Here is a 16,305-nt window from a genome sequence, read left to right as displayed (position 1 = left end):
AGCCTGGCATAGGTTAAAGACACCGAATGGAAGGGTGGCCCATGAGTCCGAATGGAGCGCGTCCGGCTCGGGCGCACGCGTCGGTGGACAACCTGCGGACGTACCTGCTGGCGGCCGCCCGGAAGGCCCCCGACCGGCCGGCCGTCATCCAGGTGTCGGCCGACGGCGGTTCGGAGACGATCACCTACGGCGAACTGGAACGACGCACCGACCGCTACGCCGAGGCGCTCGGCGCCCTCGGCCTCGACGTCGGCGACCGCGTCATCCTGGAGTCCGACACCGACGCCGACGCCGTGGCGCTCCTCCTGGCCTGTGCCACCCTCGGGCTGCCGTTCGTCCCGGTCAGCCCCGAGGCGCCCGACGAGCGGCTCCTGACGGTCATCGACAGCGCCGAACCCGCGCTGTACGTGCAGTCCGTGCGCGGGCAGCGCGACGGCATCCCCGAGTCGGTCGGCACGGCCCGGTTCGGCCCCGACGGCCTCACCGTGGAACGGCCGCCCCTGCCGCGGGTCCGCCGCCGGCGCACGGTGACGCCCATCGACACCGCGTACATCACCTTCACCTCGGGCACGACGGGCCGGCCCAAGGGTGTGGTCATGAGCCACCGCGGGGTCATCGCGTTCCTGCGGGGCGCGGAGGCCGCCGAACTCATCACCTCCGAGGACCGGGTGGCGAGCACGGCGCCGCTGCAGTTCGACTTCGCGCTGTTCGACATCGGCTTCACCCTCAGCCACGGCGCCGCCCTGGTGCCCGTACCGCGCGACCGGCTCAACTGGCCCCGCCGCTTCCTGTCGTACCTGCGCGAGACCGGGGTGACCCAGGTCGACAGCGTGCCCTCGGCCTGGCGCCCGGCGCTGCAGCACGAGCCCGGTCTGCTCGCCGAGATCGGCGAGGAGGGCACCCTGCGCAGCATCGTGTTCACGGGGGAGAACTGGCCGCTGGACGAGCTGAGGCGCCTTCAGGAGCTGTGGCCCAAGGTCCGCTTCACCAACGGCTACGGGGCCACCGAGACGATGGCCGCGTCCATCACCGAGGTGCCCAACCCGCTGCCCGCCGAGACCGAGCGGCTGTCGATCGGCTACGCGGTCGCGGGCGCGGAGATGATGCTCGTCGCACCCGACGGGACTCCCGTGGACGAGCCCGGCGTGCTGGGCGAGATCTACCTGCGCACCCCCTCGCTGTTCACCGGCTACTGGCGCGACCCGGAGGCCACGCGCGCCGTCGTCGTCCCCGACCCGCTCGACCCCGCGTCGGGACAGCTGGTCTTCAAGACCGGCGACCTGGCCTCGGTGGGGACCGAGGGCGAGCTGTACTTCCACGGCCGGGCCGACTCCCAGGTACAGATCCGCGGCAACCGCGTCGAACTGGGCGAGGTGGAACGCCGCATCAGCCAGATCCCGGGCATCACCGGCGCGGTCGCGATGCTCCTGCCGCGCGAGAACGACGACCCGTGGCTGCACGCGTTCGTCACCCACGCCCCCGACGGTCCCCGGCCGTCCACCAAGGACGTCATCGCGTTCTGCCGCGCCGGACTGCCCCGCTACATGGTGCCCCACCGGCTGCACACGGTGGACGAGTTCCCGCTCACCGTCAACGGGAAGGTCGACCGTGCCGTCCTGACCGCCCTCGCGACGTCCTGACCACCCCGATGGCCTCCACGCCTCATCTTCGTTGCGGAGTATGCACATGACCGAGCAGTCAAGGGCCGCGATGCTGGAACTGGTCCTGGCGGAGACCGCTGCCGTGCTGCGGGCCGCCGACCCCGACGCCTACGGGGACGGGACCACCGGCGTGGCGGCCGACCGCCCGTTCCTCGCGGTGGGCCTGGACTCGCTGGGCCTGGTCCAGCTGCACAGGCGGCTCACCGCCGAACTGGGCGTGCAGCTGCCCGTCACCGTCGGGTTCGACCACCCGACGCCGACGGCCCTGGCCCGCCACCTGGTGGAGGTGGTGCACGGCACCACCGACGGGGCGGGTGCCCAGGACCAGGCCGCCGTCCTGCCCGCGGCGTCCGCGGCGCACGACGAGCCGATCGCGATCGTCGGCATCGGCTGCCGCTACCCGGGCGGGGTGAACTCGCCCGAGGACCTGTGGCGGCTGCTGGCCGACGAGACCCATGTGCTCACCGACTTCCCCGACGACCGGGGCTGGGACCTGGACCGTCTGTACGACCCCGACCCGTCCGTGGCCGGGACCAGCTATGTGAAGCGCGGCGGATTCCTCCCGGACGCCGCCGACTTCGACGCGGACTTCTTCCAGATCAACCCCAAAGAGGCGCTCGCCATGGACCCCCAGCAGCGGCTGCTGCTGGAGACCTCCTGGGAGGCCCTGGAACGCGCGGGCATCGACCCGGGCCGCCTGCGCGGCACCGCGTCGGGCGTGTTCATCGGCGTGGAGCCGCACGAGTACGGGCCCCGCACGCACGAGGCCCCGGAAGGTCTCGACGGCTACCTCATGGGCGGCAACCTGCCCAGCGTCGTGTCCGGCCGCATCGCCTACACGCTCGGCTTCGAAGGACCCACCCTCACCGTCGACACGGCCTGCTCGGGCTCGCTCACCGCACTCCACCTGGCGGTGCAGTCCCTGCAGCGCGGCGAGTGCGGGCTGGCGCTGGCGGGCGGCGTCACCGTGATCTCCAGCCCCGGCACGTTCACCACGTTCAGCCGTCAGCGCGGGCTGGCACCCGACGGACGCATCAAGGCGTTCGCCGCGTCGGCGGACGGCACCTGCTTCGCCGAGGGCGCGGGCGTGTTCGTCCTGGCCCGGCTCTCGGACGCGCTCCGTGACGGACACCAGGTGCTGGCCGTGGTCCGCGGCACCGCCATCAACCAGGACGGTGCGAGCGTCAGCCTCACCGCACCCAACGGCCTCGCCCAGCAGCGTGTCATCCGCAGCGCTCTCGCCGACGCCGGCCTCGTCCCCGAGGAGGTCGACGCGGTCGAGGCCCACGGCACCGGCACCATGCTCGGCGACCCCATCGAGGGCCAGGCCCTGGTCGCCGCCTACGGACGCGGACGCTCACCCGAGAAGCCCCTGTGGCTGGGATCGGTGAAGTCCAACATCGGACACACCGGCGCCGCGGCCGGAGCCGCCGGCATCATCAAGATGGTCCAGGCCATGCACAACGGCACCCTGCCGCGCACCCTGCACGTCGACGAGCCGACCACCCACGTCGACTGGTCCGAGGGCACCGTCCGGCTGCTGACCGAGCCCGTGCCCTGGCAGCCCTCGGACACCCCGCGCCGGGCCGGCATCTCCTCGTTCGGCGCGAGCGGCACCAACGCCCACGTCATCATCGAGGAGCCGCCCGCCGTCGCCGGCGACAGCGCCGGGGCACCCGACACCACGGCCGCGCCCGCCGCCGACCGCCCCGTACCGGTCGTCCTGTCGGCCCAGGGCGAGGAAGCACTGCGCGGCCAGGCCGAACGCCTTCTGAGGACCGTCGACGAGGCGTCCCTCACGGACATCGCCTACTCGGCCGCCACCACCCGCGCCGCCCTGCGCGACCGTGCCACCGTCGTCGCCGCCGACCGCGACGAACTGCGCCGCGCCCTGACCGCGCTCGCCGAGGGCACCACCGCGCCCGGAGTGCTCACCGGCACGACGCTGGCCACCGGCAGGACCGCGTTCCTGTTCACCGGCCAGGGCAGCCAGCGACCCGGCATGGGCCGTGAACTGGTCCGCGCCTTCCCGGTGTTCGCGAAGGCCCTCCAGGAGGCCGCCGACCACCTCGACCTGCATCTCGACGAACCGCTCGGCGACGTCCTCTTCGCCGAACCCGGCTCTCCGCAGGCCGACCTGCTCAACCGGACCCGGTACGCGCAGGCCGCGCTCTTCGCCGTCGAGGTGTCGCTGTTCCGCCTGGTCGAGTCCTGGGGCGTCACCCCGGGTCTGCTCGCCGGACACTCCATCGGCGAGATCGCCGCCGCACACGTCGCCGGTGTCATGACCCTGGCCGACGCGGCCCTGCTGGTCGGCGCCCGCGGCACGCTGATGGACGAACTGCCGGGCGGCGGCGCGATGGTCGCCGTCCAGGCGGCGGAGGCGGAGGTCGCCCCGTACCTGACGGACGGGGTGGCCGTCGCCGCCGTCAACGGCCCCTCCGCGATCGTGCTCTCCGGCGAGGAGGACGCCGTACTGGCCGTCGCGGCCCGCTTCTCCGAGCAGGGACGCAAGACGCGCCGGCTGCGCGTCTCGCACGCGTTCCACTCGCCGCTGATGGACCCCATGCTCGACGACTTCCGCCGCGTCGCCGAGACCCTGACCTACCTGCCGCCGAGCATCCCCGTCGTGTCCAACCTGACCGGCGAGCCCGTCGAGGCGTTCGACGCCGACTACTGGGTGCGGCACGTGCGCGAGCCCGTGCGGTTCGCCGACGGCATGCGCTGGCTGGAGTCCCACGGCGTGGACACCTACCTGGAACTGGGCCCCGACGGGGTCCTGTCGGCGATGGGACGCGACTGCCTCACCGACGACGGCGCCGGCGCCGCGTTCGCCACGCTGCTGCGCGACGGGCACGGCGAGGAGCGCCAGGCCGTCACCGCGCTCGGCCTCGCGCACGCCCACGGCGTCCCGGTCGACTGGGAGCGCTTCTTCGCCGGCCGCGGCGCCCGCCGGATCCCGCTGCCCACCTACTCCTTCCAACGCAAGCGGTACTGGCTGGACGCCGGAAGCGCCCCGGGGGCCACGATCGGGCACCCGATGCTCGACACCGCCGTCGCGCTCGCGGGCACCGACACCCTGGTCCTGACCGGCCGGCTGTCCACCCGGTCCCAGTCGTGGCTGGCCGACCACGTCATCGCGGGCGTCGTCCTCGTACCCGGCACCGGTCTGGTCGAACTGGCCGTCCGGGCCGGTGACGAGGCGGGCTGCGGCCTGCTGGAGGAGCTCACCCTCGAGACGCCGCTGGCGCTGACCACGGACGCCGGGGCGGAGGTCCAGGTCGTCGTCGGCGCGCTCGACGCGACGGGCCGCCGCAGCGTCGAGATCCATTCGCGCCCCGCGCAGAGCGAGGAGGAGTGGACCCGGCACGCCAGCGGTGTGCTCGCCGAACAGGGCGAGGGCCCGGCGGCCGACACGGACGTGTTCACCCAGTGGCCGCCGGCCGACGCCGAGCCGATCGACGTCGCGGAACTCTACGAGCGCCACATCGACCAGGGATACGGCTACGGGCCGGCCTTCCAGTGCGTGCGCGCCGCCTGGCGCCGCGGGGACGAGGTCTTCGCCGAGGTCTCCCTCGGCGACACGGAGGGCGAGCGGTTCGGACTGCACCCGGCCCTCCTGGACGCCTCCCTGCACCCCGTCGAGGGACCGGAGGACGAGGGCCAGGTCCGGCTCCCGTTCGCCTGGCTCGGCGTCGAACTGCACGCCGCCGGCGCCACGGACGTCCGCGCCCGGCTCGTCCGGACCGCCCCGGACGAGGTCTCGGTCGAACTCGCCGACCCCACCGGCGCACCGGTCGCCACCATCCGCTCGCTCGTTCAGCGGCCCGTGGCGATGGACGGCGTACGGCCCTCGGGCGCACGGGACGGCTCGCTGCTGCACCTGGAGTGGACCCGGATCGACGTCCCGTCCGCACCGGACGCCGACGCGGCGGAGTTCCACCTCGAGTTCCTTCCCGCCTCCTTCCCCGGTACCCCCGTCGAGGCCGGCCGAGCGGCGACGCTGCACGTCCTCCAGCTGATCCAGGACGCGCTGCGCGACGACACCCGCCTGGCGATCGTCACGCGTGACGCGCCCGACGACCCGGCGTTCGCCCCGCTGTGGGCCCTGACGCGCTCCGCGCAGGCCGAGAACCCCGGCCGGTTCGTGCTCATCGGCACGGACCGCGACCTACCCGAACACGACCTGCGTGCCGCCCTGTCCACCGGCGAGCCGCAACTGATCCTGCGCGACGGCGCGGCCCTCATGCCGCGCATGGTCCGCACGCCCGAACCGCAGGACCCGCGCCCCGTCGCCTGGGATCCGGACGGCACGGTGCTGATCACCGGCGGCACCGGCGGCCTGGGCGGCCTCGTCGCCCGCCACCTCGCCGCCCGGCACGGGGTGAAGCACCTGCTGCTCACCGGCCGCCGCGGCCCCGACGGACCCGGCATGGCCGAACTCGTCGCCGAACTCGCCGAGTCGGGCGCCGAGGCGGCCGTGGTGACCTGTGACGTCGCCGACCGCGAAGCCCTGGCGGCGCTGCTGGCGACGATCCCCGAGGGACGTCCCCTGACCGGAGTGGTCCACTGCGCCGGCGTCGTCGACGACGGACTGGCCGCGACGCTCACCCCCGAGCAGGTCCGCACCGTCTTCCACGGCAAGGCGGACGGCGCCTGGCACCTGCACGAGCTGACCCGTGACCTCCCGCTCGCCGCGTTCGTGCTGTTCTCCTCCGCGGCCGGCGCCCTGGGAGGACCGGGCCAGGGCAACTACGCCGCCGCCAACGCCTTCCTCGACGCGCTGGCCGTCCACCGCGTCGCCCAGGGCCTGCCGGCGACGTCCCTCGCCTGGAACCTGTGGGCGGGCGGCGCGGGCATGGGAGGCCGTCTGGACGAGGTGACCCTGCGCCGCGCCGAGCGCTCCGGTCTGCCCGCCCTCGGCATCGAGGAGAACCTCGCCCTCTTCGACCGCGCCCTCGCCGTCGCCGAACCGGCCATGGTGCCGCTGCGCATCGAGGCCGCCGCGCTGCGCGCCCGGCCCGAGGGCATTCCGCAGGTGCTGCGCGGCCTGGTCCGCGCCCCCGTCCGCCGCAGCGCCGCGGTCGCGGGCGCCCCCGGCGGCGCACTGGCCGACCGGCTGGCCGGGAAGCCGGACGCCGAACGCGAGCGGATCGTCTCCGAACTGGTCCGCACACAGATCGCCACGGTCCTCGGCCACCAGAGCGGCAACGCGATCGACCCCCGCCGGGCCTTCACCGAACTGGGCTTCGACTCGCTGACCGCCGTCGAACTGCGCAACGCGCTCGGCACGGCCACCGGACTGCGGCTCACCTCCACCCTGATCTTCGACCACCCCACCCCGGGCGCCCTGATCGAGCACGTACTCGAAAAGGTCAGCGGTACCACCCCGGCCGCCGCCGTCCCGTCGCGGGCCACCGCGCGGACCGCCGTGGACGAGCCCATCGCGATCGTGTCGATGGCCTGCCGCTACCCGGGCGGGGTGACCTCCGCGCAGGACCTCTGGCAGCTGGTCGCCGACGGCACCGACGCGATCGGTCTCTTCCCCGAGGACCGGGGCTGGAACACCGACGAGATCTACGACCCCGAGCCCGGCAAGCACGGCACCACCTACACCCGCGAGGGCGGATTCCTCTACGACGCCGCCGACTTCGACCCCACCTTCTTCGGCATCAGCCCGAAGGAGGCCCAGGCGATGGACCCCCAGCACCGGCTGCTCCTGGAGACCGCCTGGGAGGCCGCCGAACAGGCCGGTATCGATCCGCACTCCCTGAAGGGCACCTCCACCGGCGTGTTCGCCGGTGTCATGAACCACGACTGGACGACCCTCTCCGCCACCGTGCCCGAGGACCTCGCCGGCTTCACCGCGGGCGGCGGCATGGGCAGCGTCGCCTCCGGCCGCATCGCCTACACGCTCGGGCTGCAGGGCCCCGCGGTCACCATCGACACCGCGTGCTCCTCCTCCCTGGTGGCCATGCACTGGGCCATGCAGGCACTGCGCCAGGGCGAGTGCACGTTCGCCCTCGCGGGCGGCGTCACCGTGATGGCCACCCCCGAGACGTTCGTCGGGATGAGCCTGCAGAGCGGACTGTCCGCCGACGGCCGCTGCAAGGCGTACAGCGCCGACGCGGACGGCACCGGCTGGGGCGAGGGCGCCGGACTGGTGCTCCTGGAACGGCTGTCGGACGCGCGCCGCGCCGGACACCCGGTGCTCGCGGTGCTCCGCGGCTCCGCGATCAACCAGGACGGCGCGTCCAACGGACTCTCCGCGCCCAACGGCCCGGCCCAGCAGCGTGTCATCCGGCAGGCCGTGGCCTCCGCCGGCCTGACCCTCGCCGACATCGACGTGGTCGAGGGCCACGGCACCGGCACCACCCTCGGCGACCCGATCGAGGCCCAGGCGCTGATGGCCACGTACGGACAGGAACGCGCGAACGACGACCCGCTGTGGCTGGGGTCGGTCAAGTCCAACATCGGGCACACCCAGGCCGCCGCCGGCGTCGCGGGCGTGGTCAAGATGGTGATGGCGATACGCAACGGCGTGCTGCCCCGCACCCTGCACGCCGCCACGCCCTCCCCGCACATCGACTGGACCGAGGGCGCCGTCGAACTGCTCGACGAGGCCAGGGAATGGCCGGCGCACGGCCGCCCGCGCCGCGCCGCGGTCTCCTCGTTCGGGGTCAGCGGCACCAACGCCCACGTGATCATCGAGGAGGCGCCGCCGGCCGGCCCGCGGGAGCCGCGCGGTGAGCGGCCCCCGGTCCTGCCGCTGACGCTGTCGGCGGCGTCCACCGAGGCCCTGCGCGCCCAGGCGGCGCAGCTCGCCGCCCACCTGCGCGGACACGAGGACGTGGACGACCTGGACGTCGCCGCCTCGCTCGTCCGCGGCCGCGCCGCCCTGGAGCACCGGGCCGTGATCGTGGACTCCGACCGCGACAGCCTGCTCGCCGGGCTCGACGCGCTGGCGAGCGCCAAGTCACCCGCCTCCCTGGTGGAGGGCGTACAGCGCGGCGACTCGCGCGCGGTGTTCGTCTTCCCCGGCCAGGGCTCGCAGTGGCAGGGCATGGGCGTGGAACTGCTCTCGTACTCGCCGGCCTTCGCGAGCCGGCTCGGCGAATGCGCCAAGGCCCTCGAACCGTACGTCGAGTGGGACCTGCTCGACGTGCTGCACGGCGCGCCCGGCGCACCGCGCCTGGACGACGTCGACGTGGTGCAGCCCGTGCTGTGGGCGGTGATGGTGTCGCTCGCCGAGGCATGGCGCGCCGCCGGCGTCGAACCCGCCGCCGTCGTCGGCCACTCCCAGGGCGAGATCGCCGCGGCCTGTGTCGCCGGCGCGCTGTCGCTGGAGGACGGCGCGCGCGTCGTCGCGCTGCGCAGCCGCATCATCCGCCAGGACCTCGCGGGCCGGGGCGGCATGATGTCGGTGGCCCTGCCCGCCGACCGGACGTCCGAGCTCCTGGCCGACTTCGACGGCCGCCTCCAGCTGGCCGTCCTCAACGGTCCCGGCTCCGTCGTCGTGTGCGGCGAACCGGAGGCCCTCGACGAACTGCGGACCCGGCTGGACACCGACGGCGTCCAGGCCCGCCGCATCCCGGTGGACTACGCCTCCCACTCGGTGTTCGTGGAGGAGATCCGCGACAGGCTGCTCACCGAGCTGACCGGCCTGGCGCCGCAGACCTCGCCGGTGCCGTTCTACTCCACCGTCACCGCGGGGATCCTGGACACCGCCGGCCTCGACGCCGAGTACTGGTACACCAACCTGCGTCGGCCTGTCCGCTTCGAGGAGACCACGCGAGCCCTGCTGGACGACGGCTTCGAGATCTTCGTCGAGGCCAGCCCGCACCCCGGCCTGCTGTCCGGGCTGGGCGAGACCGCCGAGTCGGCCGGCGTGCCCGCCGCGCTCATCGGCACGCTGCGCCGCAAGGACGGCAGCCCGCGCAAGTTCGTCACCTCGCTGGCCGAGGCATACGTACGGGGCGCGGCCGTCGACTGGGAGACCCGGTTCGCCGGCACCGGCGCCCGGCGCGTGGACCTGCCCACGTACCCGTTCCAGCGCAGGCGCTACTGGCTGGAGGCCGCCGAGAACACCGGCGACCCGCTGGCCAACGGACAGGTCTCCGCCGACCACCCGCTGCTGGGTGCCGCGGTGTCGGTCGCCGGGACCGGGGGAGTGCTCCTCACCGGCCGTCTGTCGCTCTCCGGTCAGCCGTGGCTGGCCGACCACGCCATCGGCGGCACCGTCCTGTTCCCCGGCTCCGGCTTCGTGGAACTGGCCGTACGCGCCGGTGACGAGGTCGGCCGGGGACGCCTGGACGAGCTGACCCTGGAGGCGCCGCTCGTCCTGCCCGAGCGCGGCGGCGTGGCGATCCAGGTCGTCGTCGGCCCGGACCTGCGCACCGTCTCCGTCCACTCCCGCTCCGAGGACGCCCCCGCGGACGGCGCCTGGACCCGGCACGCCCAGGGCACGCTCGCCGAGACCGGCCCCGAGCCGGCGCACGAGCCGGCCCCCTGGCCGCCCGCGGACGCCGAACCCGTCGACCTCACCGGGTTCTACGAGCCCGCCTCCGACGACGGCCTGCGGTACGGGCCCGTCTTCCAGGGCCTGCGCGCGGCCTGGCGCTCCGGCGACGAGGTCTTCGCGGACATCGCGCTGCCCGAGCACAGCGCCGCCGAGGCCGGACGGTACGGACTGCATCCCGCGGTGCTCGACGCCGCGCTGCACGCCACCGCGCTGCTCGCCACCGACGCCGGGCGGATCACGCTCCCGTTCCTGTGGACGGGGGTCGACCTGCACGCCGCGGGAGCCGCCGAGCTCAGGCTGCGGATGACCCGCCTCGGCGAGGACGAGGTCGCCCTGCGCCTGACCGACACCGCGGGCCGTCCCGTGGCCGCGGCCGAGTCCCTGGTCCTGCGTCCGGTGGCCGCCGGCGGACTGACGCGCGCGGACGTCTCCCACGACTCCCTGTTCGAACTCGACTGGGCCCCCGTCGAGCCGGCCGGCACCGCGACCGCGACGGTCGTGTACCGCTGCGAGGGCGGCACCACCAAGGAGGCGGTGTACGAGCGGACCGGCGCCGTACTGGACGTCCTCCAGTCCTGGCTCGCGGAGGACCGCGACGACGCCGTGCTCTCGGTCGTCACCCGGGGCGCCGTGTCGGTCGGCGGCGAGGACGTCACCGACCTCGCCGGAGCGGCGGTGTGGGGGCTGGTCCGCAGCGCCCAGACCGAGAACCCCGGCCGCGTCGTGCTGATCGACCTGGACCCCGACGACGCCGGCCACGCCACGGTCGACCCCGGTCTGCTGGTGGCCACCGGCGAGGCACAGATCGCCGTGCGCCGCGGCAGCCTCCACCGACCGCGCCTGACCCGGGTGAGCGGTGAGGGGACCAGGTCCGGCGCCCCGTCCACCGTCTTCGGGGACCGGCCCGGCACCGTGCTGATCACCGGCGGCACCGGAACCCTGGGCAGCCTGGTGGCCCGCCACCTGGTCACCGCCCACGGGGTCACCGAGCTGCTGCTCACCAGCCGTCGCGGCCCCGACGCACCGGGGGCCGCCGAACTCACCGCCGAACTCACCGGCCTCGGCGCCCGCGTGGAGGTGGCCGCCTGCGACGCCGCCGACCGCGACGCGCTGGCCGCCGTGATCGAGGGCCGTGTCCTGGCCGGGGTCGTGCACACCGCGGGCATCCTCGACGACGGCATCATCTCCTCGCTGACACCGGAGCGGATGGCCGCGGTGATGCGTCCCAAGGTGGACGCGGCTCTCAACCTGCACGAGCTGACCGCAGGCCAGGACCTCTCGGCGTTCGTGCTCTTCTCGTCCGCTGCGGGGGTCACCGGAGGCGCCGGACAGGGCAACTACGCCGCGGCCAACTCCTTCCTCGACGGCCTCGCCGCCCACCGGCGCGCCCACGGCCTGCCGGCGCAGTCGCTGGCCTGGGGACTGTGGGAGGAGGCCAGTGGCATGACGGGGGCGCTCGACGCGTCCGACGTGGCCGGCATGGCGCGCGACGGCGTCCTGCCCATCGCCTCGCACCAGGGTCTGGAACTGCTCGACGCCGCCGGATCCCTCGACCGGGCGTTCCTGTCGCCCGTCCGGCTCGACCTGTCGGGTCAGCGCCGGTCCGACGTGCCGTACGTGCTGCGCGACCTGGTACGCGGTCCGGCCCGGCGGGTCGTCGAGGCCACCGTGGCCGCCCAGGAACCCGCGGAGAGCCTGCGCGACCGGCTGGCCGCCCTGTCGCCGGCCCGGCGGGAACAGACGCTGCTCGACATCGTCCGTACCCAGGCCGCCGCCACCCTCGGCTTCGCCGACGCCGACGAGGTCGACGCGGAACGGTCGTTCCGCGACATGGGCTTCGACTCCCTGGCCGCCGTGAAGTTCCGCAACAGCCTCGGCGAAGCCGTCGGGGAACGCCTGCCCGCGACCCTCGTCTTCGACCACCCGACCTCGCTCGTCCTCACCCGGCACCTGCTGCAGACGCTGGCGCTCGGTGAACCGGAGACGGCCCCGGAACCGGAGCCGGCCGAGGATGTCGAGGACCGCACCGCGGCCATCCAGAACATGAGTCTGGCCGAGCTGCTCCGTACCGCGCGAGGATCAGGAGATCCGTCATGACCCAACTGCTCGATGCCACCGACGAGGGTGTCTTCACCACGGACAAGGAGCTGCTGCACCGCGTCCTGACCCCGTACCGGGCCAAGAAGTGCGAGTACCTCACCTCGGCCACGGTCAGCGTGAGGGACAACGGCCGTGAGGGCAAGGTGCTCACCGCCGAGTGCTCCTTCATGATCCCCGAGTCCTGCTACATCGACGACACGGGCCACTTCAACTCGGTCGAGTTCAACATCTGCTTCAACCAGATGTCCTACTACCTGATGGCCAAGGCGGTGAAGGAGTCACTGATCGAACCGTTCTCCCGGTGGACGCTGGAGCAGTTCTGGGACCGCCAGCTCGCCGACGTGTTCATCACCGACTTCCGCAGCAGCTTCCGCAACGCCATGAACGGCCGAAACTTCCGGGGCCAGCTGGAGATCATCGACATCGCGGACTGGGACGGGAACGACCTGCGCGACGCCCTGATCATGCTGCGCACCCGGGCGCGTTACTGGGACGAGCAGGGCGGCGAGAGCCACGGCGAGATCGCCGCGGCCATCACCAACCCGCCCGAGAACTGATCCGGTCCGGCCCACCGCGGAGGAAGCGACGATGAGCAGCACGAAAAAGCCGGGGCTTCCCGAGGGAGCGCGGCAGGTCGACATCGAGCACATCTACAACCGGCTGGCCGACCGCGGTCTGCGGTACGGCCCGGCCTTCCGCAACCTGCGGAGCGTGTGGTCGCACGGCGAGGAGGTCTACGCCCACGCCGGTCTCGAGAACGAGTCCGGCGGCGACGACTACCTCCTGCACCCGGCGCTGTTCGACGCCGCGCTGCAGGCCGCCCTGATACCGGGTCTCGACGACGAGGGAGGCACGTTCCTCCCCTTCGCACTGCGCGGGATCCGGCTCCACCGGGCGGGCGCCAGCGCCGTCGACGTCCACACCGTGCCGAACGAGGGCGGCATCTCCCTCGCCCTCACCGGCGCTGACGGCGAACCGGTCGTCACCGTCGGCACCCTCGTCAGGCGGGCCGTCTCCGCCGACCAGCTCGACGCGGCCGGGCAGCGCACCCGCCTGCTGCGCGTCGTCTGGAAGACCGTCGAGCAGCAGACCGCCGCCTCGGACCAGACGCACTGGGCGTTCCTCGGCACCGACCACATCGGTGTCACCGGCGCGCTGAAGTCCGTCTGCCGGTCGTTCGACTCCTACCCCACACTGGCCGCCCTGGACGCCGCGCTCCGCGAGGGCGCGGCCGTGCCCGACGTGGTCGTGGTCTCGTGCACGGACCAGGACTCGCCGGTGCGCTCCGCCGCACAGCGCGCCCTCATGCTCGTGCAGGAGTGGTCGGCCGACGACCGCCTGGCCGCGTCCCGTCTGCTGCTGGTCAGCAGCGGTGCCGTCGCCTCCCGCAGTCAGGAGGACCTCTCCGACCTGCCGGGCGCGGCCGTCTGGGGGCTGGTGCGCAGTGCCCAGTCCGAACACCCCGGCCGTTTCGTCCTCGTGGACATCGACGTCCCCGACGACTCCGGCCGCGCTCTCGTCGCCGCGGCGGCCTCCGGCGAACCACAGCTCGCCGTGCGGCACGGTGCCCTGTTCCGGCCCCGCCTCGTCCGGTGCCCGCCGCCGTCCCGGCGCGCCGGCCTCTCCGGAACCGTCGTCATCACCGGCGGCACCGGTGCGCTGGGCCGGCTGCTCGCCCGTCATCTGGTCACCCGCCACGGTGTCGAGCACCTCGTCCTGCTCAGCCGCCGGGGTCCGGACGCGCCCGGGGCCGCCGACCTGGACACCGAACTCACCGGGCTCGGCGCCAAGGTCGACATACTGGCCTGCGACGTGACCGACCGGTCGTCACTGGAGCGCGTCCTGGCGGACGTTCCGGCGCCCTCCGCCGTCATCCACACCGCGGGCCGGCTGGCCGACGCCGCGGTCGACACCCTCACCCCGCACCGGCTCGACCAGGTACTGAGCCCCAAGGTCGACACGGCGCTGCACCTGCACGACCTGATCCAGGACCCGGACTGCGTGTTCGTGATGTTCTCGTCCGTCGCGGGGCTGGTCGGCAACGCCGGACAGGCCAACTACGCGGCCGCCAACTCCGTACTCGACGCGCTCGCGCAGCGCCGCCGCACCCTCGGGATGCGCGGCCTCTCCCTCGCCTGGGGCCTGTGGGAGAGCGAGGACGGCATGGGATCCGAGCTGTCCACCGCCGACCTCAACCGCATCAAGCGCTCCGGCTTCGCGCCGCTCAGCCACGACCAGGGCCTGGCCCTGTTCGACGCGGCCCTCGCCGGCGACGAGGCCGTCCTGTCCCCGGTACGGCTGAACGAGGCGGCCCTGACCGGACACGTCCCGCCCATCCTGGCCGACCTGGCGCCCGCCGCCGCTCCCTCCGCCAGGTCCAGCGACGCGCTGCACCTGCGTCTGACCGACCTGCCGGAGGCCGAACGTGATGCCGCCGCCCTGGAGTTCGTCCGCGAGTCCGCGGCCGCCGTCCTCGGCTACGACAGCCCCGACGACATCGAGGCCGACCGGGAGTTCAACGCCGTCGGCCTGGACTCCATCGGCAACCTCGAACTGAGCCGCCGTCTGGCGGCCGGTACCGGACTGCAGCTGCCGGCGACCGTCGTCTTCGATCATCCGACCCCCGCAGCGCTGGCTGCGCATCTGCGGCGACTTCTGCAGGAGAATGGATCATGAAAACCGTTGTTGTAGGCGGCGGGGTCATCGGCCTGGCCACCGCGTGGCGGGCCGCGCGCCTGGGCGTCACCGTCACCGTGATCGACCCGGCTCCCGCCTCCAAGGCGTCCCACGCCTCCGCGGGCATGCTGCCGCCCGGCCACGAGCAGCTCCTCAGCCAGGAGCACGTCCTGCGCCTGTGCATGACCTCCCGTGACCTCTTCCCGTCCTTCGCGGCCGAGCTGGAGGAGTTCGCCCCTTCGGGCTTCCGGCGCGACGGCGTCCTGGACGCCGCCTTCGACGAGGACGCCCTGGGCGGCCTCGAACGGCAGGAGGCCCTCCAGGACACGCTCAAGATCCGCACCGAGCGCCTCTCCCCGAAGGAGATCGGCGAACTCGAGCCGAACCTCGCCCCGGCCCTCGGCGGACTGCTGTCCCCCGACGACGGCTCCGTGGACCCGCGCGTGCTCAACGCGTCCCTGATCACGGCCATCGAGGCCCTGGGCGGTACCGTCGTCCGCCGCAGTGTCGTGCGCGTCGGTGACCACGTCGTCACCCTCGACAACGGCGACACGGTCGCCTTCGACCGTGTCGTCCTGGCCGCCGGCTGCTGGACGCACCAGATCGAGGGCCTGCCCGAGGGCGTCATCCCGGAGATCCGCCCCGTCAAGGGCCAGATCCTGCGCCTGCACTCGAACCCGCCGGTGCTCAACGTGACGACCCGCGCCTTCTCCAAGGGCACCTCGCTCTACCTGGTGCCCCGCCTGGGCGGCGAACTGGTGGTCGGCTCCACCTACGAGGAGCGCGGCTACGACGAGACCGTCACCGCCGACGGCACCCGCGGGCTGCTGGAGCGGGCCGCCCAGGTGATCCCCGGTGTGGGCGCCCTCCGCTTCGCCGAGATCACCGCCGCGCTGCGCCCCGGTTCTCCCGACGAGCTGCCCGTCATCGGCCCGACGACCGTCCCCGATGTCTACCTGGCCTCCGGCCACTTCCGCATGGGTGTCCAGCTGACGCCCGTCACCGCGGACGCCATGGCGGCCTACCTCACCGACACGGAGCCCGACCCGGTGGTACTGCCCTTCACCCCGCTCCGCTTCTCCTGACCGCTCAGGCGGCACGCCTTCACGACTTCGCCCTCCTCCCCGATGCGGGGAGGAGGGCGAAGTCGTGTGCCCGGCCGCGCCGGACCCCCGGAAGAGGGTCGCCGTCCAGCAGGTCCCCGACACCGGTACGGGCCGGCGCCCCGGCCACCTGCGGGACCCCAAGTCCCACGCCCGCTGATCCGGCCCGGCCGAGGCACACACCCCCGCCCGACGCCGAACACACATACCCGGCCCCTCGGCCCCTCGGCTCCTGGCCTCCTGG

The 16,305-nt window shown here is 73.7% G+C and carries 5 protein-coding genes; all 5 read left to right on the top strand.

Translation table 11 applies throughout. The features are described from left to right. The first annotated feature begins 41 nt into the window (after positions 1–41). The 5 genes from ACFYXC_RS15065 to thiO are packed head-to-tail and all read left to right on the top strand — an operon-like array spanning position 42 to position 16,043. A complete protein-coding gene (locus tag ACFYXC_RS15065) occupies positions 42–1,640 on the top strand; it encodes an AMP-binding protein (RefSeq protein ID WP_388906984.1) in 1,599 nt (532 codons plus the stop codon). Between the two features lie 46 nt (positions 1,641–1,686). Further along, complete coding sequence (locus tag ACFYXC_RS15060; protein WP_389551287.1) at positions 1,687–12,279, top strand: SDR family NAD(P)-dependent oxidoreductase; 10,593 nt, start codon at positions 1,687–1,689, stop codon at positions 12,277–12,279. Next, positions 12,276–12,839, top strand: a complete 564-nt coding sequence (locus ACFYXC_RS15055) for an FcoT family thioesterase (protein ID WP_388906986.1) — start codon at positions 12,276–12,278, stop codon at positions 12,837–12,839. Before ACFYXC_RS15060 ends, ACFYXC_RS15055 begins: the two co-directional genes overlap by 4 nt. 31 nt (positions 12,840–12,870) lie before the next feature. Next, a complete protein-coding gene (locus tag ACFYXC_RS15050; RefSeq protein ID WP_389551284.1) occupies positions 12,871–14,958 on the top strand; it encodes a type I polyketide synthase in 2,088 nt (695 codons plus the stop codon). Then, the gene (thiO, locus tag ACFYXC_RS15045; protein ID WP_389551281.1) at positions 14,955–16,043 is read left to right on the top strand and encodes a glycine oxidase ThiO; all 1,089 of its coding nucleotides are present in this window, start codon (positions 14,955–14,957) and stop codon (positions 16,041–16,043) included. The genes ACFYXC_RS15050 and thiO overlap by 4 nt, the downstream gene beginning before the upstream one ends. Positions 16,044–16,305: the final 262 nt, after the last annotated feature.

The sequence above is a fragment of the Streptomyces sp. NPDC002701 genome (assembly GCF_042889045.1).
Classification (GTDB): domain Bacteria; phylum Actinomycetota; class Actinomycetes; order Streptomycetales; family Streptomycetaceae; genus Streptomyces.
Note: the sequence above shows the minus strand (reverse complement) of the source record. Positions and strands in the feature narration are given on the sequence as shown.